Source organism: Thalassospira sp. ER-Se-21-Dark (assembly GCF_017922435.1).
Taxonomy (GTDB): Bacteria; Pseudomonadota; Alphaproteobacteria; order Rhodospirillales; family Thalassospiraceae; genus Thalassospira.
In genome coordinates, this window is record NZ_VDEZ01000001.1 from 251,670 (window position 1) to 273,179 (window position 21,510).

Below are 21,510 nucleotides of genomic sequence, written 5' to 3' on the forward strand. Positions count from 1 at the left end.
TCTTGTCCGGTCCAGATTGGCGCTTAATCTTTTTGGCATGAGTTATCGGGCCCCATTCTCAGACCAACTGGTCGGGCATGCTGTTATAGATGCTTTCAAAGCGCAGATGATTATCGGCAAAAAGCCCCAAAAGTTTCGGATCGAACATCTCCGGGGAGGTTCGCTCGTCACCTTTGGTGATGATATTGACGGCTTCGGTGTGGCCATAAGCCGGTTTGTATCGGCGCGCACTGCGAAGGGCGTCATAAACGTCGGCCAGTGAGACGATCCGCGCAATCATCGGGATATCCGCGCCCGACAGACCCACACAATAGCCCGACCCTTCCCAATGTTCATGATGATAGCGCGCAATGATTGCGGCCTGTCCAAGAACCGGGTTGTCTGATGAATTGAGCATCGCAAAGCCGATCTCGGTGTGGCGCTGCATGACCTTGAATTCGTCGTCGGTCAGCTTTCCGTTTTTCAGAAGCACCTCATCAGGCACGCCGACTTTTCCGATGTCATGAAGAATGCCGGCCAGACGGATTGTCCGCTGAACATTCTGATCCAGACCGGCCATCTCTGCCAGCAATTGGGAATAAAGACCGACGCGAACACAATGCTCCGCTGTTTCGATGTCCCGATACTGGGAAATCAGGCTCAGCCGGTCGATCATTTCCTGTTCTGCACCGCCAAGTTTGCGGCTGATGTCATCCAGAGTTTTCGACTGACTGATATTTTCCAGTTCGAGTTTGCGAACACGTTCGACTTCGCGGTCCCGTTCCTGCAGTCGCGCCTGCGCATCAAGTGCGGCGCGTTCAAGATCAGCACGTTCGATCGGCTTATCAAGAAATTCCCGCACCCCAAGACGCAGTGCCGTCACGGCATCGGTCTTGTCACCATCCCCGGTTAGTAGAATGAATTCGAAATCCCGCTTGTATTCGTTGATTGCCCGTTTAACGAAGTCCAGACCACTGCAATTTGGCATGCGCAAATCAGAAACAACCAGACGCAATGATGCGTCTGATTTTACTGTCTCAAGCGCTTCAAGTCCGTCAGATGCAACCACCACTTCAAAACCGGCACGCTCCAAGATACGTGCCAGCAATTTTCGGATCGGCGGTTCGTCATCTACAACCAAAATGCGACGTTCAAGCTCACTCAATCACCCTGCCCCATGCCAGATACAAAATACTACGAGCGAATAGATAAAACCTATCCGTTGGTATTGTATATTGCAACATACGCAAAAAGTGTGAGATCGGTTCTCAGGCTGTTTTTGGCCCGGTTTCCAAGGGATTTCGCGAAAAAGACAGTGAAAACCTTTGATTGAATTTTGATGGAGAAGTTCTGGTATCTCCGGGATTTCCGTTCTGAAGGCTCGATTGCAATGCGAATCGATGAAAATCAGCATACCGAAAATGGATCAAAGCAACCGGATCGTGTACCCGGTCATCATGCAACAGCAACCGACAAGGCGGTTTTGGTTATGGGCGTTTTCGCGTCCCGGTGCGAACCTGATAGGCATTGCCGGTTATCCGTGGGCACCTAATTGTCAAAAGTCTCGTGGCATTAATGCATAACGGCAATGCCACCCAAAAATCACAACGCAATATCGCATTGCCGCCAACTTGCTAAACTTTGCAGCATCGTATCCATGCCTGGAGCTTGCGGCGAAGACGGATGTGTTTTTCTGGTGGATCGTTCTGATTGGGTTTATCGCCCAATTGATTGATGGTGCCCTCGGCATGGCCTATGGCCTGACCTCAACTTCCCTTTTGATCACGCTTGGCTTACCCCCGCACAGGCAAGTGCAACTGTTCACGCCGCCGAGATTGCAACCACCGCTGTTTCCGGTACTGCCCACCATTTTGCACGCAATGTCGATTGGCGCATGGTCCGTCAGCTGGCACTTGCCGGTGCAATAGGCGGCTGTGCTGGCGCTGCTCTTTTATCATCGGGTATCGGGCACTATCTGGCACCGTTTGTCGCGGTATATCTTAGTGCCCTTGGTGTTCTTGTAATTGCAAAGGCCCTTCGCAAAGTCCAGCCGCCTGCGGCAATCCGCGGGCTTACCCCGCTTGGCATGATCGGTGGATTTCTTGATGCAATCGGGGGTGGCGGCTGGGGACCTATCGTATCAAGCACGCTGGTCTATCGCGGCAACGAACCGCACCGCATGCTTGGAACGTCTGCTGCGGCCGAGTTTTTTGTGACCGTGACAATTACCGTCACATTTGCCGGATCATTCGGATTGGAAAGCTTCGGGATGGCGGCACTGGCGCTTGTAATCGGCGGTGTGCCGGCCGCCCCGTTGGCAGCCGTGCTTGTCAAAATTATCCCGCGAAAGCCGCTTATGATTGCGGTTGGCGTCCTTATCGTCGGCCTTGGTCTTCTGGGAATATATCGCTTTGTCTTCGCCCTTATCGCTTAGCCGACGACAAGTGTTGTCCAGTTTTCGACCTTGAAGCGGTTGATCAGGGAAAGCCCGACATCGCGGTAGGCCGACAGAACAAACTGTTCCTGATGCGCAAGAAGGCCTGAAAGGATGACGACACCGTTTTCCGAAAGCGTGCTGGTCAGATCATGGGCCATACCACGCAGCGGGCGGGCAAGGATGTTGGCGCAGACAATGTCGTAATATCCGGCGTCACGAATACGGGCATCCTGAAAACCATTTGAATGAATGGTCGTGACTAGATCTGCGATCTTGTTGGTTTTGGCATTTTCACGTGCGACCCGAACCGATGCGGCATCAATATCGGCCATCATCACCGGGCACCGCCAGGTTTTGGCACATGCCATGCCCAAAATGCCGGACCCACAGCCCATATCAAGCGCATTCTGACGTGGTCCGCGTTTGGCCAACCAATCGATTGCAGCAAGGCATCCCTTGGTGGTTTGATGTTCACCAGACCCGAATGCCAGACCGGCGTCGACCTGAAGCGCTGTTTTGGATACCGGGATTTCCTCATTCCAGTGCGAACCATGGACAAAGAAACGCCCGACCGAAATCGGCTTGAAGCTGCGCAGGTTTTCGCTGACCCAGTCCTTTGGCTCATAAGTGCCAAAAGTCACGGTTGGTGCATCAATGCCGACTGCGGAGGCCATGATCGACACCGCGGTCTCAACCGCCCCCTTGTCAAACATCTCACCGGCAAAGCCTTCGATACGCCAAGGTCCGTCAGGGTTGCCATCGCGTTCGAAATGCGAAAGCGCATCGCAATAATCAAACAGCGCGTCGGCAAACATCTGTGCATAGGCGCCATCAACTTCGAACTTGAAGTTATAGCAAAGGACGGGTTCGGTCATATCGCTTCTCGCTCGTGTGGGCGGCAAATGTGCTCTGCCCGGTTAAATCGGTCATCCGAAAATATTGCCCGGGGCTTACCCCGGCAGGATGAAGCTGTCGACCACTTTCTTGGTGCCGACACTTTCGAAATGGATTTCCAACTTGTTGCCATCGACCGCACGAACGGTTCCCGACCCGAACTTGCGATGGCGCACCGTATCGCCCACCTTGTATTTCGATGAGTTGGAACTGGTGGAATAACTGGTTTCACCGTCGGGCTTCACATCAATCACGTTCTTGCGCACGCGACCCTGCCAACCGCTTGAGGCGAATTTACGATCCCCCGCGCCCGATACCGGATTGCGCGACGGCGTGCTGCCACTGTCGCTTGCCCAGCTTGGCATTTTCATCCAGTCATCGGCACCCCACGCACCTGGTGAATGATTGCCACCATGCCCGCCAAGACCGGTATCGCTGCTGCGTTCGATATGTTCGTCGGGCAACTCATCAACAAAGCGCGATGGCAGGGCTGATTGCCACTGGTTATAGATGCGCCGATTAGCGGCATAACAGATGGTCGCACGTTTGCGTGCCCGAGTGATCCCGACATAGGCCAAACGACGTTCTTCCTCGAGGCCCTTGACCCCGCTTTCATCCATTGCGCGTTGGTGGGGGAAGACGCCCTCTTCCCAACCGGGCAGGAAGACGTAATCGAACTCAAGTCCCTTGGCGGCGTGCAGGGTCATGATGGTGACTTTTTCCTCATGATCGTTCTGCGCGTTTTCCATCACTAACGAGACATGTTCCAGGAAGCTGGTCAGGTTTTCGAACTCGCCGATTGCAGACACCAGTTCTTTCAGGTTTTCCAGACGGCCGGGCGCATCAATTTCCTTTGATGTCCGCCACATATCGGTATAGCCGCTTTCATCCAGAACGGTTTCAACGACTTCGACATGGCTGCTGTTGCCAAGCATTTCGCGCCAGCGTTTGAAATCCCCCAAAAGGCCGCCGATGCTTTGGCGCATCTTGGGTTTGAGTTCTTCGGTGTCCAACAAATCGCGCGCCGCCGCCGGCAGCGAGATCGCCTGATCACGGGAATATTGATGCAATGTCTGAAGCGTTGCCTTGCCAACCCCGCGCTTGGGTACATTGACGATGCGCTCAAATGCCAGACTGTCATCAGGCTGCGCAACAAGCCGGATATAGGCCAGCGCATCACGGATTTCCTGACGCTCGTAGAAGCGCGGACCACCGACAACGCGGTACGGGATGCCCAGCGTGATCAGGCGTTCCTCAAACTCGCGAGTCTGGAAACCGGCCCGCACCAGAATGGCAATCTGGGATGCACCAACACCCTTGCGCTGCAGGGCTTCGATATCTTCACCGATCAGGCGTGCCTCTGCTTCACCATCCCAGACACCTTTGACAAACACCTTGTCGCCAGTATCGATTTCGGTCCACAGCTCCTTGCCCAGACGGCCATCGTTAAACGTGATCAGTTTGGATGCAGCGGCCAGAATGTGCGGGGTGGAACGATAGTTTTGTTCAAGCCTGACAACCTTGGCACCGGGGAAATCGGACTCAAAGCGCAGGATGTTGCCAACCTCGGCCCCGCGCCAGCTATAGATCGCCTGATCATCATCACCAACGCAGCAGATATTGCGATGAACCATCGCCATTGCACGCAGCCACAGATATTGGGCAACGTTGGTGTCCTGATACTCGTCGACCAGAATATAACGGAAGGTGTTCTGATACTGCTTCAGGACTTCCGGATGCTGCTGGAACAGAGTCAGGCAATGCAGCAACAGGTCTCCGAAGTCACAGGCATTAAGGACCTTGAGGCGTTCCTGATAAATCTTGTAAAGGTGCTTGGCCCCGCCATTGGCGAACTCGACACTTTCATTGACCCGTTCAGGCGTCAGACCCTTGTCCTTCCAGCGCTGAATGATCCCCATCAGCTGCTTGGCTGGCCATTTTTTCGGATCGATCTGTTCGGCATCCATGATCTGCTTAAGCAGGCGCACCTGATCATCGCTATCAAGGATGGTGAAGTTTGACTTTAACCCGATCAGGTCGGCATGACGGCGCAACAAGCGCGCTGAAAGCGAGTGGAAGGTTCCCAGCCACCAACCTTCAACCGGACGACCAAGGGCGTGTGCGACACGTTCCTGCATTTCCTTTGCCGCACGGTTGGTAAAGGTCACGGCAAGGATCTGCTGAGGATGCAGGCGTTCGGTTTGCGCCTTGGTTTGCAGAAGATGCGCCAGACGCGTCGTCAAAACACGCGTTTTCCCGGTTCCGGCACCCGCCAGAACAAGCAAAGGTCCGTCGAGCGTTTCGACAGCATCGCGCTGCTCGGCATTCAGATTGTCGAGATATGCCGGGGTCGGTGTATCGGCCAGACGCATTTCGGGGCTGGCGGCGAATTCATCAATTTCGAAGGGATCATCCATCATGACCGCATATATATCACGCTGTGCGAAGGGGGCCAGTGTCGTTCCATATTGAACCGACGATTTTTACATTCTGCACCACATTGCCAGCATCAACCAAGCCCTTCGCGGGATCGTTTGTATCAACCGGCTCTGCCCGGCAGAAAGACTTCGAGTTCCCGAATAACACGCGACGCTGTCTTACCATCCCACAGCGGGATTTTGGCGGGCGTACGCTTGCAACCGTCGGAAACATCTAGCGCGGACATCACTGCAGCGGTCAGCTGATGAAGTCCGACAAGCTGATTGGTTCCCTGCGTGATCGTGATTGGACGTTCGGTTGAATTGCGCAGCGTCAGACATGGTACGCCCAGAAGGCTGGTTTCTTCCTGCACACCACCGGAGTCTGTTACGACAACGCCTGCATCCTGCATCAAACTGGTAAACCCGACATACGCCATCGGCGGCAGCAAGAGAACATCCGCAGCACTTAGTGGCTCGATCAAATTTGATGTTCGAAGGCGCTTTTCGGTCCGGGGATGAAGGACAAAACAGATGTCCGCTTCGGAGCAAAGGGCCATCAACGCATGACATATCTGATGGAGCCGATCGAGATCATCGACATTGCTTTGCCGATGCAGGGTTACAAGGACATAGCGACCTTTAACGAGATTGAGCTTGCGGGCGCCTTCTTCCTGATCAATCGTTGCCTTCATCATTGCCAACGTATCAGCCATGATATTGCCGACACGCTTTATGCGGTCGGCCGTGATCCCCTCTGTCCGTAAATTTGCATCTGCATCCATTGACGGCGTCAGCAACAGATCTGCCTTGTGATCTATCTCGATACGGTTTTGCTCTTCGGGCATTTCAGGATCAAAGCATCTGAGACCCGCTTCCAGGTGAACAAGGGGCACGTTTATCTCAGTTGCAACGATGGCTGCGACACGGGATGAATTCACATCCCCGACAACCAGAACCATGTCGGGCCGGTCTTCACGACAAAGTGCCTCATATGCCTGCATCATTCCGGCAATCTGATCGCCATTTTCGAATGGCTCACAGTTCAGGACTTGATCAGGGTCCGGCAATCCAAGCTCCCGCCAGATAGTCGAAGACATCACGTCGTCGAAATGCTGGGCCGTATGGACAAAAGACGGACGAATTACTGGATGGTTCGCCAGTCCGCGCAACAGCGGCGCGATCTTCATGAAGTTGGGTCTGGCACCGGCAACGAGATGAAGCTTCATCTTATATCGATACATCCTGCTTCTGGAAAAGCTTGGTCTTCTTCACATAGCCTAATAGATAAGTCCGGCTTCCCATAACCCTCTTTGGTATCGGTATTTTTTGCCGCAGGTCGTCACAGCTGCGGGATCAGAAATACCAAATAACATCATCAGCCTACTTCATGGTATCTGTATGTGATTTGCTCACCCGCGCTTTCAGCATCCATGGCCTGAAAATTGCTTTGATTTCTGGTGGTAAGCATGTCTGACGCCCCCGGAGGTCTTCTGGGAGTGCCAGCTTTGCTTTGTGCATCCCAGAAGAAAGGTATCTCGAAATGAGTGCTATTTTTGGATTGGGCAACGGGTTGCCGATATCAACCCGGGCCAGTTCTGCGGAACGGTCGGGTGCACACGAAAGTATCGAAAGTTTTAGCGCAGGTAGCGCTGCACCTGTTTCAGGCGTTGCGGCAATCGGATCTGAGGGTGGCTCCTCCAAAAGCCAACTTTCGGACGCGGTTCAAGCCGTCATGCTTGAATTCCAGAATATCGGAAGCGGGTCATCAAGCTTTGCTGCGGCCATGGACGCAGTCAAAGCCAATGATAGAGCAAACGGTATCAAGACCACTGATGACCCGGTCTCGTCGAATTCCGATCCGGCAAAAGATGATCCTGCACTTGCAGAGCAGGATGCCGAGGAGGAATTCAAGTCTGCCGCTCGTGACAGTTTCAATCTACCGACAAAAGACAAGGAACGTAACGAACAGGCTCGAATTGAGAAACGCAAAGAACGTCAGGAAATTGACGATGCAGCTCAACAGGCTGCAACGGATCTTCCAGAAAACGTTGCCGGTCTTGATAGCCGGGTTGCAGCCCAAGTCATGTCTGGTTCGCCAGCACGACAGCAACCTGCATTGGCCGCCTGATTACATCGGCCTAAAAACCTTGAACGGAGCAGCGCAAAATAGCGCTGCTCTTTTTTCATTGCGGATCGGACTAGAACAGCTTCGGCGGCGCGTCACCGCGTTCTTCGCTTTGCAGTTCCAGCAAGGCGTTGTTATAGGCCATCATCGCATCCTTTTCATGGACGAAGCCGATGATATGACGCTCCTCGGCACTGTTAAGAACCGGCAGATGTTCTTCGCCGGTTTGCTCCATCAGTTTGATGGCCTTTTCGATATTGTCTGAGCGGTACAAGACCGGCGGCTTTGATCGCGCGACCTCGCCGGCTGTGACTTCATCGCCAAGATTGGGATCAAAGGCAGCGTGGCGCAAATCGGTCAGTGTGATCGTTCCGTGCAATTTGCCCTGATCATCAATGACAAAAAGTTCCGAATAGGGTGCGTTGATCAGCTTTTCGCGGACAGTCGTCAGCCCCTCGGTCAGGGGGACGGTTTCGTATTCGCGCTTCATGATCTCGTCCACCTTGATCGTGCGCAGCAAATTGACTTCCCTGCCCCAGCGCGTCGACAAACCACGGCATTTCAATTGCCACTGGAAGAACGATCCGCCTTGGAACTGATCCATCACCACCGTCGCCAGGACAGATGCCACCATCACCGCAACCGTCAACGCATAGTCACCAGTCAATTCAAAGATGATCAGGGTCGTTGAAATCGGTGCACCAAGGATGGCCGCGGCAACAGCCCCCATACCAACAAGCGTATAGGCCGAATAGCCCGATGATAGCTCGGGAAAGGCACTGGTTGCGATCATCCCAAATGCACCACCCAGCATTGCACCAAGGAAAAGTGCCGGGCTGAACATGCCGCCCGCAAAACCAAGCCCCATGCAGATCGAAACGGCAAAGCCCTTGGCAAGCAACAAGCCGATCAGGAAAGTCAGGCTGTAGTTTTCATTAAGCGCATCGTTCATCGCCCCATAGCCGACACCGACAATCTGCGGAAATGCCAACGCAATCAGGCCAACAATCAGTCCGGCAACCGCCGGTCGCAGCCAAAGCGGTGCATTGGTCCAATTTGCCGTTTTTTGAACGACCGGGATGGCGCGCACGACCAGAACCGCCGCCACACCGGCAATAATCCCCAAAAGCGCAAAAGCCGGGAACTCCCAGAAAGACTGGATTTCATGCCCCGGGATCAGGAAGGCGACCTCATCGCCATAATAGATGCGTGTTATGACCGTACCGGTAACCGATGCCAGCACAATCGGCGCAAAAGCAGTCAGGGCATAATGCCCCAGTGCAACTTCGTGGGCGAAAAGGGCGCCTGCCAGCGGCGCGTTGAATGATGCCGCCACCGCTGATGCCACGCCACACCCCAAAAGTGTTCGGGATGCCGAACGGCGCAAATGAAGAATGCGCGCCAGCCACGCGCCAAATGATGCGCCCATATGGACAACCGGCCCTTCGCGGCCAAGAGATGACCCACTGCCAAGCGATACCGCACTGGCAATCGCACTTTTGATCCCGCAGCGGGTCGACATCCGCGCATCATGGAACGATGCCGCGTCGATCACATCGGCAACCCCGTGCGGTCGTTTTTCCGGCAGGAACTTGTAGATGAAAATCCCGACAATCAGACCACCCACCGCCGGGGCCAGAATGAGTTGCCAAACGGGAATTTCACTGAGATGCCGATGAAGCGCTTCTTCGCCAGTCCCGAAAAACAACGACTGGACAAGCAACAAGCCATCCCGAAACAGGATGGTTCCGCCCCCGGCCAGTGCACCGACAATCATTGCCAAAATCGACAGAACCAGTTGCTCGCTTTTGACGATGCGACGCATGCGGTTCAAAAAGATGTTCGATTTCAAAAGCTTTTCAGCCATGTCAGCAATACCGGGGTTGGCGAATTGATTGTGCGTGTGATCTTAGGATCAGCTTTTCCTGCGAATAAAGGGTAAAGACAAGAACCACCATGTTTAATTTCGCATTCCTGAGGCCCGTTGATTGATCCGGATAGATATGCCACAACAAGTGACCCGGATTCAGCGCATTCCCATTGCCGCGATTCCGTTTCAAAAAACCGTCATTGCCAAAATCATACGAAATACAGCATTCTGCCCGTCTCGCGTGAAAGCAGGGCCAGAAACGCCACCAATCGTTCTCAACGGAACCAAAAACAATGAATGACCACCGACCAACGGGTACACAGGCGGCGCGGCCGCTGCCCGGTCTTGTTGAATTTATCTGTCTGATGGCAATCACCATCGGGCTTGTTGCCCTGTCGATTGACAATCTGCTGCCGGCCTTTGGCCCAATCGCGCAAGACTTTGGCATCGAAGACGGCAACCGCATGCAGATGCTGATTTATGTCTTCATGATCGCGTTTGGTCTGATGCAGATCGTTTATGGCCCGCTTGCCGATAGTTTTGGTCGCCGCCCCACCCTGATCGCAGGACTTGGCATTTATTGCATCGGCACCGTGATGGCGATCTTTTCCGACAGCTATGAGCACCTTCTTATTGCGCGTTTCGTGCAGGGTCTTGGCGCGGCTGCACCGCGGGTTCTGACCATGGCGATCACGCGCGATTGTTTCGAAGGGCGCGAAATGGCCCGCGTCATGTCGTTTGTCATGATGGTGTTCATCATCCTGCCTGTGTTCGCCCCGGCATCAGGCAGCCTGATTTTAGCTCTGGCCAACTGGCATATGATTTTCGTCAGCACCTTGGTCCTCGCGATTGCGATTGTCTGCTGGTACCTGATGCGCATGCCTGAAACCCTGCATCCGGAATATCGGCATAAACTGTCGATGCGCCGGATCGCACGCGACATCAAAACCACCGTCACCAATCGCCAGACATTCGGCTACGCCACGGCGATGGGCGTCATGTTCGCCTGCCTGATGGCCTATATCGGATCTGCCCAACAGATCTTCGAAACCGAGGTTTACGGGCTTGGTGTCTGGTTTCCGCTGGCCTTTGGCATGATTGCCGCCTGCATGAGTTTCTCGTCATTCATCAATGCGCGACTGGTGCGCAAGATCGGCATGCACAAGATTTCTCATGTCGCGCTGTTCTTCTTGACCGCCAGCAGCCTGATCAATGTTCTCATTGCGCTCTGGTTTGATGGGCATCCGCCCTTGTTCGTCTTTGGCATCGGCCTGACAACCATCCTGTTCTGTTTCTCGCTGACCATGCCGAACTTCAACTCGCTTGCGATGGAGCCGGTCGGCGCGATTGCCGGTACTGCATCCTCGATCACCGGTGTTTACAGCACGTTGATTGGCGTCATTGCCGGCGGGATTATCGGGCAGCAGTTCAATGGCACTGTTATCCCGCTTCTGGTCGGTTACTTCGCGCTTGGCCTGATTGGCATTGTGATTGTTGGCATCACTGAACGCGGCAAGTTCTGTCAGGCAACCCACTAGGCACCGACATTCCTGGTCACAAAAAAGCCCCGCAGAGTGCAGTCTGCGGGGCTTCTCCTTGCGACCGGACAGGCGTTTATTTCGCCTGACGCGGATCGTAATTCAAATTCGGGGCAAGCCAACGTTCCGCCTCGGCCAGGGTCATACCCTTACGCTCGGCATAGCTTTCCACCTGATCGCGTTCGATTTTACCAAGGCCGAAATACTTGGCTTCCGGGTTGGCAAAGTAAAAACCGCTCACCGACGAGGTTGGCGTCATGGCATAGCTTTCAGTCAGAGACACACCAACATTCTTCTCTGCATCCAGAAGATCCCAAAGAATGCCCTTTTCAGTGTGTTCCGGGCAGGCCGGATAACCCGGTGCCGGACGGATACCGCGATATTTTTCGGCAATCAGATCATCATTGCCAAGCGCCTCGTCCGGTGCATAGCCCCAAAGCTCCTTACGAACTTTTTCGTGCATATGCTCGGCAAAGGCCTCGGCAAAACGGTCACCCAGTGCCTTGACCAGGATGGCATTGTAATCATCATGCTCTGCTTCAAGCTTGGCAGAGATTTCTTCGACTTCCGGCCCGGCGGTAACAACAAAGGCGCCGATATAGTCGGTCTTGCCGCTGTCTTTTGGCGCGATATAGTCGGCCAACGCGCGGTTCGGACGCTTGTTGTTCTCGCGATACATCTGCTGACGCAGGGTATGGAGCATCACCGGCTCATTCTTCTCCGGTGCCGGGGTAACTTCGATATCATCACCGACCGAGTTGGCCGGCCACAGACCGACAACCGCCTTGGGCTTGAACCATTTTTCGGCAACGATTTTTTTAAGCATTTCCTGCGCGTCCGCATAAAGGCTACGCGCCGTTTCGCCGACCTTTTCATCCTTCAGGATGTCGGGGAAACGCCCATGAAGTTCCCAAGTCTCGAAGAACGGTTTCCAGTCAAAGCGCGACACCAGTTCTTCCAGATCGAAATCTTCAAACAGGGTGATACCGGGTTTGAGCGGAACCGGTGCTTCAAAGTTGTCCCAATCGAGCTGAACCTTGTTGGCACGTGCATCGACAATCGAGAAACGCTTTTTCTGCAGTTGCTGTGCTGCATGCTTTTCAGCCATCGCGATATATTCGTTGCGGATTTCCTCAGCAAAGCGTTCGCCATTGGTTTTTGAAAGCAGATTGCTGGCAACACCGACCGCACGGGATGCGTCGATCACGTAAACCACCGATGATTTCAGATAGTTCGGCGCGATTTTAACAGCGGTATGGACCTTCGACGTCGTCGCCCCGCCAATCAGAAGCGGAATATTCAGCCCTTCGCGTTCCATTTCGGCCGCGACATAGGTCATTTCTTCAAGCGACGGGGTAATCAGGCCCGACAAACCGATCATGTCGACCTTTTCGGCCTTGGCGGTTTCGATGATTTTCTGGGTCGGCACCATCACGCCAAGGTCGATGACCTCGAAGTTGTTACATTGCAGAACCACACCAACGATGTTCTTGCCAATGTCATGCACATCGCCCTTAACGGTCGCGAGCAAGATCTTGCCGTTGGTTTCGTGCTTGCCGTCTTTTTCCTCTTCGATGAAAGGAATCAGATAAGCCACCGCTTTTTTCATCACACGCGCGGATTTCACCACCTGAGGCAGGAACATCTTGCCGTCACCGAACAGGTCGCCAACGATGTTCATGCCGTCCATCAACGGACCTTCAATCACATGCAGCGGCTTGTCGGCCTGTTGACGGGCTTCTTCGGTGTCTTCTTCGACGAACTCGGCAATACCGTTGATCAGGGCGTGCGCCAGACGTTCCTTGACCGGCTTTTTACGCCATTCAAGGTCGGCCTTTTTCTCGGGCCCGCCAGTACCTTTGTATTTCTCGGCAACTTCGAGCAAACGGTCGGTCGCATCCGAACGGCGGTTCAGGATGACGTCTTCGACGCGTTCACGAAGCTCTGCCGGGATTTCTTCATACACAACCAACTGGCCGGCATTGACGATGCCCATATCCAGTCCCGCCTTGATGGCGTGATACAGGAACACAGAGTGCATCGCTTCGCGGACCGGGTTGTTGCCCCGGAACGAGAAGGAAACGTTGGAAACACCGCCTGAAATCTTGGCGTATGGCAGGTGCTTTTTGATCAGCTTGCAGGCTTCGATGAAATCGACAGCATAATTGTCGTGCTCTTCGATACCGGTCGCGACGGCAAAGATGTTCGGATCGAAAATGATGTCTTCGGGCGGGAAGCCAACCTTATCGACCAGCACGTTATAGCTGCGCTTGCAGATTTCGAACTTGCGATCGACTGTATCGGCCTGGCCTTTTTCATCAAAGGCCATGACAACGACTGCTGCGCCATAGCGGCGAAGTTTTTTGGCCTGTTCGATGAAGGGTTCTTCGCCTTCCTTCAGGCTGATTGAGTTAACAATACCCTTGCCCTGCAGGCATTTCAGACCGGCTTCGATCACGTTCCATTTGGAACTGTCGACCATGATCGGAACGCGGGCAATGTCTGGCTCGGCCGCAATCAGGTTGATGAACTTGACCATCGCCGTTTCGGCATCAAGCATCGCATCATCCATGTTGATGTCGATGATCTGCGCGCCGTTTTCGACCTGCTGACGGGCGATCTCAAGGGCTGCATCGTAATCTTCCTCGACGATCAACTTCTTGAATTTCAGCGATCCGGCGACGTTGGTCCGCTCACCAATATTGATAAATCTGGAAATGTCGGTCATGGGTCTTTTCGATCTCTTTTCAGCTATCAATATCAGATTTACGCAGCATCAAACGGCTCGAGGCCGGACAGACGCATTCTTGGCTCAAACTTGGGCACAACGCGCGGCTTGGCATTTGCCACCGCATCGGCAATCGCCTTGATGTGCGGCGGTGTCGTACCACAGCAGCCCCCCAGCAGATTGACCATGCCAGTATCGGCCCATTCCTTGACCAATTCGGCCATTTCGGCATCGGTCTGGTCATATTCGCCAAACTCGTTGGGAAGACCTGCATTGGGGTAAACCGAAACGCGGCATTCGGCAATGCGCGACAGTTCCTGAACATACGGGCGCAGCTGTGCGGCACCGAGTGCGCAGTTCAGCCCAATCGAGAACGGCTTGGTATGACGCACGGAATTATAAAACGCTTCGGTCGTCTGCCCCGAAAGCGTCCGGCCTGACGCATCGGTGATCGTGCCGGAAATCAGCACCGGTACATCTTCACCACGTTCGTCGAGAACTTCGTCGATGGCAAAAAGCGCAGCCTTGGCATTGAGTGTATCAAAAATGGTTTCCACCAGCAGCGTGTCCGCGCCACCATCCAGCAAACCGGTCGTGGCTTCCTTGTATGCCTCTTTGAGCTGATCAAAGGTGATGGCACGGAAGCCGGGATTGTTCACATCCGGCGAAATCGATGCCGTGCGGTTGGTCGGGCCGATCGCACCATTTACAAAGCGCACATCCCCCGGATGGGCTGCTTCCCATTCATCACAGGCAGCACGTGCGATCTTGGCACTTTCGAAATTGATCTCGTAGGCCAAGTCTTCCATGCCGTAATCGGCCTGGGCAATGGTTGTCGCGCTAAACGTGTTGGTCCCGTTCAGGTCCGCACCGGCCGCGATGTACTGCAGATGGATGTCCTTGATGATATACGGCTGGGTCAGTGACAAAAGATCGTTATTGCCTTTGACGTCCTGCTTCCAGTCAGCAAAGCGTTCGCCGCGATAGTCTTCCTCGGTCAGCTTGTGCTTCTGGATCATCGTGCCCATTGCGCCATCAAGGATCAGTATCTTTTCCTCGGCCCGTTTGCGCAGCAGGGCAATGCGTTCCTTGCGATCATTCATCTTTTTCATCCAATCAATTCTTCATGCGTCCGGGTTACAGGGCAAAAACAGTTTCAGGCTGCAACCTGTTCAGTTCCGCGAATGCCCAGCGCATGGCAGATGGCATATGTCAGTTCGGCACGGTTAAGCGTATAGAAGTGGAAGTCAGTCACCCCTTCGCTGATCAAACCTTCCACCTGTGAAATGGCTTCGTGGAATGCGACCATGCGACGGGTATCGGGATCTTCATCAAGCCCTTCGAAACGCCAATGCAAACGCTGCGGCACAGAAGCACCACACATATCGGCAAATTTCAAGAGCGACGCAAAGTTTGTCACCGGCAAAATGCCCGGAACGATGGGCGCCTCGATGCCCGCAGCCACACATTTGTCACGGAACCGCAGATAGGTCTCGTTATCAAAGAAGAACTGGGTAATTGCCCGGTTGGCGCCCGCATCGATCTTGCGTTTGAGATAATCGATTTCGAAATCGGAACTCGGCGCATCCGGGTGCGTTTCCGGATAAGCAGACACCGAAATATCAAAATCGGCAATTTCCTTAAGGCCGGCAACCAGATCAACCGCATAGGCATAGCCACCCGGGGTCGGTTCATACTTATCGCCCGCGTCCGGCAGGTCCCCGCGAAGGGCAACGATGGATCGGATACCCTCGTTCCAATAACTGCGCGCGATCTGATCGATCTCTTCCTTGGTGTGACCAACACAGGTCAAATGCGCCGCAGCCGGAATGCCGGTTTCACCCTGAATACGGGTGACACTGCCATGGGTGCGATCACGTGTGGTGCCGCCGGCCCCATAGGTCACCGAAACAAAAGACGGATTGAGCGGCGCAAGCCGATGGATCGACCGCCACATGGTTTCTTCCATCTTCTCCGTTTTCGGCGGGAAGAATTCGAACGAAACCTTGAGGTGTTTGCGTACTGCGTTGATTTCTGGAACCGTCATCATATTGATATCTCAATCCTGTCTTCGCTTTCCCGCAGGCTGAGCCCTTGGGTCGGTCTTTCTATCTGGTTATTTTCAATACATGCTGCGCGTTATTCCGCAGCCTTTTCAGAATTTCTTTGACTTTTGTCCGCTGTTTGGGCCGATGTCGGGCGAGCCATCCAGATCCGAACCGTCAGTGGTTTACCCGGCAAACTGACAACGTTACCAGGCTCAAGACCGCTGGCGCGGAACCAGTCATTGATGGACCCATCATCGAAACCAAGACGTCGATGCGCATGTTCTTCGCGCAGTTCTTCCTGTTCGTGCTGGGCAAAGTCGACAATGACAAGCTTGCCACCGGGGGCCAGAACGCGCGCTGCCTCGGCAAGGGCCGCCTCGGGCTTTTCAGCGAAATGCAGCACCTGATGCAGGGTCACCACATCAAACATGCCGCCGGGATAAGGCAATTGGTACATGTCGGCTTGTCGAACAAGGCAGTTGGACAGGTCTGCACGCTGCAAGCGTGCGCGCGCAACAGCCAACATTTCGCGCGACATATCAACGCCAACGCCCTCTTCGGCATTGCGCCCGAGAAGCTCAAGAATACGCCCAGTACCTGTTCCGACATCGAGAATCCGGCCACCGGTCAGATCACCAACCGCTTCAAGCAATGCTTTTTCAACAACCGCCTCGTCGACATGCAGCGAGCGAATCCGATCCCAGTCTTCGGCGTTGGCGCGGAAATATTCTGTCGCGATCTTTTCCCGTTCTGCCTTCACCTGATCCAGACGGGCACGATCAAGTGCAAGCGTCTCGTCATCTTTTGGCAACAGATACAGCACAGGCTGCACAAGGTCGGCACCCGGCCCGGAATGCGGCGTGCGATAGAAGACCCAAGTCCCTTCGCGGAACCGGACAAGCAGGCCTGCCTCGCACAATAATTTAAGGTGTCGGGAGACGCGCGGCTGGCTCTGACCGATGATCTGGGTGATTTCGCTGACGGTCAATTCGCACTCGGCGCAGATCGCCAGCAAGCGAAGCCGCGTTGCTTCAGCAGCTGCGCGCAATCTTGCCAGAACCTGCTCCATACCATTGCCCTCCACGTTGACAAGAAAGATATAAAGATATGTTTATATTTGTTCAAGCGCTATTTTCGCGTGAAAACTTGTTGCCTAAATGCCACACCTGAAAACTGCTTGATCCTGATCAACTTTTTGTATGCTGGTGTTTAATTTCACCCTATGCTAACCAAATGGATATCTGAGGCGTGCGCGTTACATGATCGCCCTTCGAGCAGGGGATTGATCGGTAACGTTTTTTGGTATTCCGCATCAAAAGCGTTTCGGGTCGGGGAAGTCTGTGTATCGAACATCGGTTGGCTAAAAATAATGAAGTTTCGAACTTTGCTTTCGCTTTGTGCCGCAGGATCGCTGTCTTTGCTGACCGCGTGCGCATCGACAGAACCCGCTCAGGACACGAGTGATTATGATCCGCTTGAGCCGGTGAACCGCGTGGTTCACGGTGTTAACGGCGCGGTCGATTTCATGGTCCTGTATCCTGCTGCAATGTGGTACCGCGACATTGCCCCGGAACCTGTTAAAACCTCCGTCGCGAGCTTCGTGCGCAACATCAACGAACCGTTGAACTCGTTCAACGCGTTGCTGCAGGGGGACCCGGATCAGGCTGCTGCCTCGTTCCAGCGTTTCATCATGAACTCGACGCTTGGCTTCCTTGGTTTCAATGATGTCGCATCTGATTTCGGCATTCCGTACCGTCGCGAAGATTTTGGTCAGACCCTTGCCCATTACGGCATTGGCGGCGGCCCTTACATTGTGCTGCCGCTGCTTGGCCCGTCCAACCTGCGTGATACAGCCGGCATCGGGGTTGACTATGTTGCCAACCCGCTGACATGGGGCGCACAGAACAGCGATACCGCCGAAGCCCTTTATCTTGGCTCGGTCGGTCTTACAGCCCTGCATTATCGTTACGCGACGATCAATCAGCTGAACGAACTGCAAAAGTCGTCTATCGACTATTACGCAGCCCTGCGCAGCCTCTATCGTCAGCAACGCAATCAGATGATTCGCAATGGTGGCCCGTCACCAGAATTCGCCGTAGAAGACGAAAGTGCATCTTTTGACTTCGACGATGCTGTCGAAGCGGCAAGCCAGTAAGAGCCAGTCATGGTAAACAGCAAAATCGCCATATCAACCGCCGCGATGATCGCCATCGCGGCCGCTTGGTCTGGTCCGGCATCGGCAACGGGTTTGTCTTCAAACGTTGTTGCCGAAGTCGCTGCCGAAACCAGCGCAGCAAATGTCATTCAGAGCATGGCTGACCAGGCCATGAATGAACTGACGGATCAAAGCCTTGCTGACGACGTTCGCCGCAAAAAGTTCGTGTCCCTGATGGACCGCTATTTTGCAATGGATGTCGTTTCGCGCTTCGTTCTGGGGCGTTACTGGCGTTCGATTTCCGAAGCGGAGATCGAGGAGTTTTCAGTCCTGCTTCAGAACTATCTGGCGCTCAACTACGCAAACCAGTTCAAGGAATTCAACGGCGAACAGTTTGTCGTCGGTGATGAGACCCAGAAGAACAAGGACACCTTTGTCGATTCGCAGTTCGTCCGCCCGGACGGCCCACCGGTAAACATTGTTTGGCGGATGCGGATGTTTGATGACAGCTACAAGATCATTGATGTTTCCATCGAAGGTCTGAGCATGGGCATCACCCAACGCGATGAATTCACATCGGTCATCCAACAGAACAATGACGATGTCGGCGCCCTGACCGCTGCACTCAAGGCAAAAACCGGTCTCTGATCAAAGCCCGCCTTAATATCCGAATATAAAAGCCACCATCCTTGCGACGGTGGCTTTTTTACATCTCGCATCCGGGCATAAAAAAAGGCCACCCGAAGGTGGCCTTTAATCTCAAAGCACATAAACCGTTTTAGCGGGTCAGCGGCTTGTATTTGATGCGGTGGGGGCGACTTGCCTCTTCACCATAGCGACGTTTGTAGTCGGCTTCATATTCCTGATAGTTCCCTTCGAACCACTCGACATGCGAGTTGCCCTCGTAGGCCAGAATATGGGTCGCAATACGGTCAAGGAAGAAGCGATCGTGCGAGATGACCACAGCGCAACCGGCAAACTCAAGAAGACCTTCCTCAAGCGCACGCAGCGTATCAACGTCAAGATCGTTGGTCGGTTCATCAAGCAGCAGAACGTTCGCGCCAGATTTCAGCATCTTGGCAAGGTGAACACGGTTACGTTCACCACCGGACAACTGGCCGACTTTTTTCTGCTGATCTGCGCCCTTGAAGGCGAACTGTGACACATAGGCACGCGACGACATCGGACGCTTGCCCAAAAGGATCTCGTCGAGGCCGTCGGAGACTTCCTGCCAAACCGTTTTGTTCGGATCAAGCGAGTCACGCGACTGATCGACATAGCCCATCTTGACGGTATCACCGATCTTGAGCGTTCCTGCATCCGGGGTGTCAGCACCCGTCAACATTTTGAACAGGGTGGTTTTACCCGCACCGTTCGGACCGATCACACCAACGATACCACCCGGCGGCAGACGGAAATCAAGGTTTTCAAACAGAAGCTTGTCACCATAAGCCTTGGTCAGACCTTCGGCGGTGATAACTTCGTTTCCAAGACGCTCGGCAATCGGAATAACGATCTTGGTGGAATCCGGCACCGCTTTTGCGGCCTCGGCGACAAGATCGTCATAGGCACGGACACGGGCCTTGGATTTTGCCTGACGGCCCTTCGGGTTCTGGCGGATCCACTCAAGTTCGGTGGCAAGCTGTTTCTGGCGGCTGCCTTCCTGACGGGATTCCTGTTCCAGACGCTTTTGCTTCTGCTCAAGCCAGGAGGAATAGTTGCCTTCGAACGGAATGCCCTGGCCGCGGTCAAGTTCCAGAATCCAGCCCGTGACGTTATCAAGGAAGTAACGATCGTGGGTGACCAGAATGACGGTACCCTGATAATCTTCAAGGTGGCGCTCAAGCCACGCAACCGATTCAGCGTCAAGGTGGTTGGTCGGTTCGTCAAGCAGCAGAATGTCAGGCTTTGCAAGCAACAGGCGGCAAAGGGCGACACGACGGCGCTCACCACCTGAAAGCTTGGTTACGTCCGCATCCTTGGGCGGGCAACGCAGGGCGTCCATCGCGATCTCAAGGGTGCGCTCCAAATCCCAGCCATTGGCCGCATCGATGCGTTCCTGAAGTTCACCCTGCTCGGCAAGGAGATCATTCATTTCGTCATCGGTCATCGGCTCGGCAAACTTGCCGCTGATTTCGTTGAAGCGTGCAAGATCGTCAACAATCGAGCCACACCCTTCCATGACGTTACCAAGAACGTCTTTCTCCGGGTTAAGCTGCGGTTCCTGCTCAAGATAGCCGACATTGACACCTTCGGCAGGCCAAGCTTCACCGGCGTAATCCTTTTCGATGCCGGCCATGATTTTCAGCAGGGTGGATTTACCTGCGCCGTTGTTACCGAGAACACCGATTTTTACGCCTGGCAGGAAGGACAGTGTGATGCCCTTGAAAAGTTCGCGACCGCCCGGAAGGATCTTGGTCAGGTCCTTCATGACGTAAATATACTGGTAGGATGCCATTAAATTCCCCATCCAAAAGTCGTTGGGTCCGCCCTGTTGGGCTGAAACACTTCGGCACACTCATGCGCATGCCTGAAATACTGTGCCCGTTTGTAACCGACAGGCAGGCTCTTAACAACTTCAAACCGCAGACAGCTCACATGCTGTCAAAACATGCCAAGTGGCGAGCTGAAACAAGGTGCATCAAGCAATCTCGCGTCGGCGACATCAATCGGGTCAGGCAAACGAAATTTGCGTCGGTTTCAGTCAAAAAATAGCCGCATCAGACCGTGATGGGTCCCTTAAGTTATAAAAACGTCACTTTTTAGGCACTTAGACGCAATGTTTTTCAACCTTAAAATGCTGCAATGCACACAGTGAGAACCGCCCGGATTCTGTCACTATTTTTATTCGACGTTGGGGCAGAACACCTTCTAACACCCTGTTCTATACGACTAATGATTAGCTTATGGCGACTCTCGAAAACTGGTATCGAGCTTTACAGGCAATGAGTGTGTCTTGATGCATTCAACGCCACGCATTCATGCGGCCGGCAAACACAGCATAAAAATATGTCGGCAGGGAAAGTTATCATTTCTAGGAAGGAGACGCGCGATGGATGAACAAAGCGCAGCCTACTGGAAGAGAAACGTGAAGCTGGTCTCGGTTCTTATCGCGATCTGGTTCATCGTTTCCTACGGTTTCGGCATCTTGTTTGTCGATGCCCTCAACTCTATCGAAATCGCGGGCTTCCAGCTTGGTTTCTGGTTTGCTCAACAGGGGTCCATTTACGTCTTTGTCGCACTGATTTTCGTCTATGTGGCCAAGATGAACAAACTGGATCGCGAATTCGGCGTTCGTGAAGACGACTGACGCAGG

The 21,510-nt window shown here is 53.8% G+C and carries 16 protein-coding genes; 6 read left to right on the top strand and 10 right to left on the bottom strand.

Annotated elements, in window-relative coordinates; translation table 11 throughout:
- Window positions 1-58: 58 nt before the first annotated feature.
- A complete protein-coding gene (locus FHI25_RS01140) occupies window positions 59-1,144 on the bottom strand; it encodes an HD domain-containing phosphohydrolase (protein WP_063088820.1) in 1,086 nt (361 codons plus the stop codon).
- A 669-nt stretch (window positions 1,145-1,813) separates the two neighbouring features.
- On the opposite strand from FHI25_RS01140, the gene FHI25_RS01145 reads away from it, so the two are divergent.
- On the top strand, window positions 1,814-2,413 hold the full coding sequence (locus FHI25_RS01145) for a sulfite exporter TauE/SafE family protein (protein ID WP_349237979.1): 600 nt from the start codon (window positions 1,814-1,816) through the stop codon (window positions 2,411-2,413).
- On the opposite strand, the gene FHI25_RS01150 is transcribed toward FHI25_RS01145, so the two are convergent.
- From FHI25_RS01150 to wecB, 3 genes are all read right to left on the bottom strand, one after another.
- Window positions 2,410-3,291 carry a 50S ribosomal protein L11 methyltransferase gene (locus tag FHI25_RS01150; protein ID WP_210514242.1) on the bottom strand — a complete coding sequence of 294 codons (882 nt, stop codon included), beginning with the start codon at window positions 3,289-3,291 and terminating at the stop codon, window positions 2,410-2,412. The genes FHI25_RS01145 and FHI25_RS01150 overlap by 4 nt on opposite strands.
- A gap of 75 nt (window positions 3,292-3,366) precedes the next feature.
- The gene (locus tag FHI25_RS01155; RefSeq protein WP_210516423.1) at window positions 3,367-5,727 is read right to left on the bottom strand and encodes a UvrD-helicase domain-containing protein; all 2,361 of its coding nucleotides are present in this window, start codon (window positions 5,725-5,727) and stop codon (window positions 3,367-3,369) included.
- Between the two features lie 122 nt (window positions 5,728-5,849).
- Window positions 5,850-6,956 carry a UDP-N-acetylglucosamine 2-epimerase (non-hydrolyzing) gene (wecB, locus tag FHI25_RS01160; RefSeq protein WP_210514244.1) on the bottom strand — a complete coding sequence of 369 codons (1,107 nt, stop codon included), beginning with the start codon at window positions 6,954-6,956 and terminating at the stop codon, window positions 5,850-5,852.
- Window positions 6,957-7,270: 314 nt separating this feature from the next.
- Between wecB and FHI25_RS01165 the strand changes: the two genes are divergently transcribed.
- Complete coding sequence (locus tag FHI25_RS01165; protein ID WP_210514246.1) at window positions 7,271-7,858, top strand: hypothetical protein; 588 nt, start codon at window positions 7,271-7,273, stop codon at window positions 7,856-7,858.
- A gap of 70 nt (window positions 7,859-7,928) precedes the next feature.
- On the opposite strand, the gene FHI25_RS01170 is transcribed toward FHI25_RS01165, so the two are convergent.
- Window positions 7,929-9,722, bottom strand: a complete 1,794-nt coding sequence (locus FHI25_RS01170; protein ID WP_210514248.1) for a chloride channel protein — start codon at window positions 9,720-9,722, stop codon at window positions 7,929-7,931.
- Between the two features lie 296 nt (window positions 9,723-10,018).
- Between FHI25_RS01170 and FHI25_RS01175 the strand changes: the two genes are divergently transcribed.
- A complete protein-coding gene (locus FHI25_RS01175; protein WP_210514250.1) occupies window positions 10,019-11,263 on the top strand; it encodes a multidrug effflux MFS transporter in 1,245 nt (414 codons plus the stop codon).
- A gap of 76 nt (window positions 11,264-11,339) precedes the next feature.
- Here the strand turns inward: FHI25_RS01175 and metH are convergent, their stop codons facing one another.
- From metH to FHI25_RS01195, 4 genes are all read right to left on the bottom strand, one after another.
- Complete coding sequence (gene metH, locus FHI25_RS01180; protein ID WP_083952664.1) at window positions 11,340-13,991, bottom strand: methionine synthase; 2,652 nt, start codon at window positions 13,989-13,991, stop codon at window positions 11,340-11,342.
- A 38-nt stretch (window positions 13,992-14,029) separates the two neighbouring features.
- The gene (locus FHI25_RS01185) at window positions 14,030-15,094 is read right to left on the bottom strand and encodes a homocysteine S-methyltransferase family protein (protein ID WP_246878848.1); all 1,065 of its coding nucleotides are present in this window, start codon (window positions 15,092-15,094) and stop codon (window positions 14,030-14,032) included.
- 53 nt (window positions 15,095-15,147) lie between these two features.
- A complete protein-coding gene (metF, locus tag FHI25_RS01190) occupies window positions 15,148-16,041 on the bottom strand; it encodes a methylenetetrahydrofolate reductase (protein ID WP_008889564.1) in 894 nt (297 codons plus the stop codon).
- A gap of 89 nt (window positions 16,042-16,130) precedes the next feature.
- The gene (locus FHI25_RS01195) at window positions 16,131-17,108 is read right to left on the bottom strand and encodes a metalloregulator ArsR/SmtB family transcription factor (RefSeq protein ID WP_210514254.1); all 978 of its coding nucleotides are present in this window, start codon (window positions 17,106-17,108) and stop codon (window positions 16,131-16,133) included.
- Between the two features lie 300 nt (window positions 17,109-17,408).
- Between FHI25_RS01195 and FHI25_RS01200 the strand changes: the two genes are divergently transcribed.
- Together FHI25_RS01200 and FHI25_RS01205 are read left to right on the top strand one after the other, a co-directional pair.
- The gene (locus FHI25_RS01200) at window positions 17,409-18,194 is read left to right on the top strand and encodes a VacJ family lipoprotein (RefSeq protein ID WP_246878849.1); all 786 of its coding nucleotides are present in this window, start codon (window positions 17,409-17,411) and stop codon (window positions 18,192-18,194) included.
- Between the two features lie 9 nt (window positions 18,195-18,203).
- Entirely contained in the window at window positions 18,204-18,842 is a 639-nt protein-coding gene (locus FHI25_RS01205; RefSeq protein WP_064789449.1) for an ABC transporter substrate-binding protein, read from the top strand.
- Window positions 18,843-18,972: 130 nt separating this feature from the next.
- On the opposite strand, the gene ettA is transcribed toward FHI25_RS01205, so the two are convergent.
- The gene (gene ettA / locus FHI25_RS01210; protein WP_008889560.1) at window positions 18,973-20,652 is read right to left on the bottom strand and encodes an energy-dependent translational throttle protein EttA; all 1,680 of its coding nucleotides are present in this window, start codon (window positions 20,650-20,652) and stop codon (window positions 18,973-18,975) included.
- Between the two features lie 594 nt (window positions 20,653-21,246).
- On the opposite strand from ettA, the gene FHI25_RS01215 reads away from it, so the two are divergent.
- Window positions 21,247-21,504: a DUF4212 domain-containing protein gene (locus tag FHI25_RS01215; RefSeq protein WP_008889559.1), complete on the top strand. Its 258-nt coding sequence runs from the start codon at window positions 21,247-21,249 to the stop codon at window positions 21,502-21,504.
- Window positions 21,505-21,510 lie beyond the last annotated feature (6 nt).

Bases quoted from the DNA above. Each gene is read 5' to 3' on its own strand.
- metH (WP_083952664.1), bottom strand. From the start codon at position 13,991: ATGACCGACATTTCCAGATTTATCAATATTGGTGAGCGGACCAACGTC.
- FHI25_RS01155 (WP_210516423.1), bottom strand. From the start codon at position 5,727: ATGGATGATCCCTTCGAAATTGATGAATTCGCCGCCAGCCCCGAAATG.
- FHI25_RS01205 (WP_064789449.1), top strand. From the start codon at position 18,204: ATGGTAAACAGCAAAATCGCCATATCAACCGCCGCGATGATCGCCATC.
- metF (WP_008889564.1), bottom strand. From the start codon at position 16,041: ATGATGACGGTTCCAGAAATCAACGCAGTACGCAAACACCTCAAGGTT.
- FHI25_RS01195 (WP_210514254.1), bottom strand. From the start codon at position 17,108: ATGGAGCAGGTTCTGGCAAGATTGCGCGCAGCTGCTGAAGCAACGCGG.
- FHI25_RS01185 (WP_246878848.1), bottom strand. From the start codon at position 15,094: ATGAATGATCGCAAGGAACGCATTGCCCTGCTGCGCAAACGGGCCGAG.
- ettA (WP_008889560.1), bottom strand. From the start codon at position 20,652: ATGGCATCCTACCAGTATATTTACGTCATGAAGGACCTGACCAAGATC.
- FHI25_RS01175 (WP_210514250.1), top strand. From the start codon at position 10,019: ATGAATGACCACCGACCAACGGGTACACAGGCGGCGCGGCCGCTGCCC.
- FHI25_RS01170 (WP_210514248.1), bottom strand. From the start codon at position 9,722: ATGGCTGAAAAGCTTTTGAAATCGAACATCTTTTTGAACCGCATGCGT.
- FHI25_RS01165 (WP_210514246.1), top strand. From the start codon at position 7,271: ATGAGTGCTATTTTTGGATTGGGCAACGGGTTGCCGATATCAACCCGG.
- FHI25_RS01150 (WP_210514242.1), bottom strand. From the start codon at position 3,291: ATGACCGAACCCGTCCTTTGCTATAACTTCAAGTTCGAAGTTGATGGC.
- FHI25_RS01215 (WP_008889559.1), top strand. From the start codon at position 21,247: ATGGATGAACAAAGCGCAGCCTACTGGAAGAGAAACGTGAAGCTGGTC.
- wecB (WP_210514244.1), bottom strand. From the start codon at position 6,956: ATGAAGCTTCATCTCGTTGCCGGTGCCAGACCCAACTTCATGAAGATC.
- FHI25_RS01200 (WP_246878849.1), top strand. From the start codon at position 17,409: ATGAAGTTTCGAACTTTGCTTTCGCTTTGTGCCGCAGGATCGCTGTCT.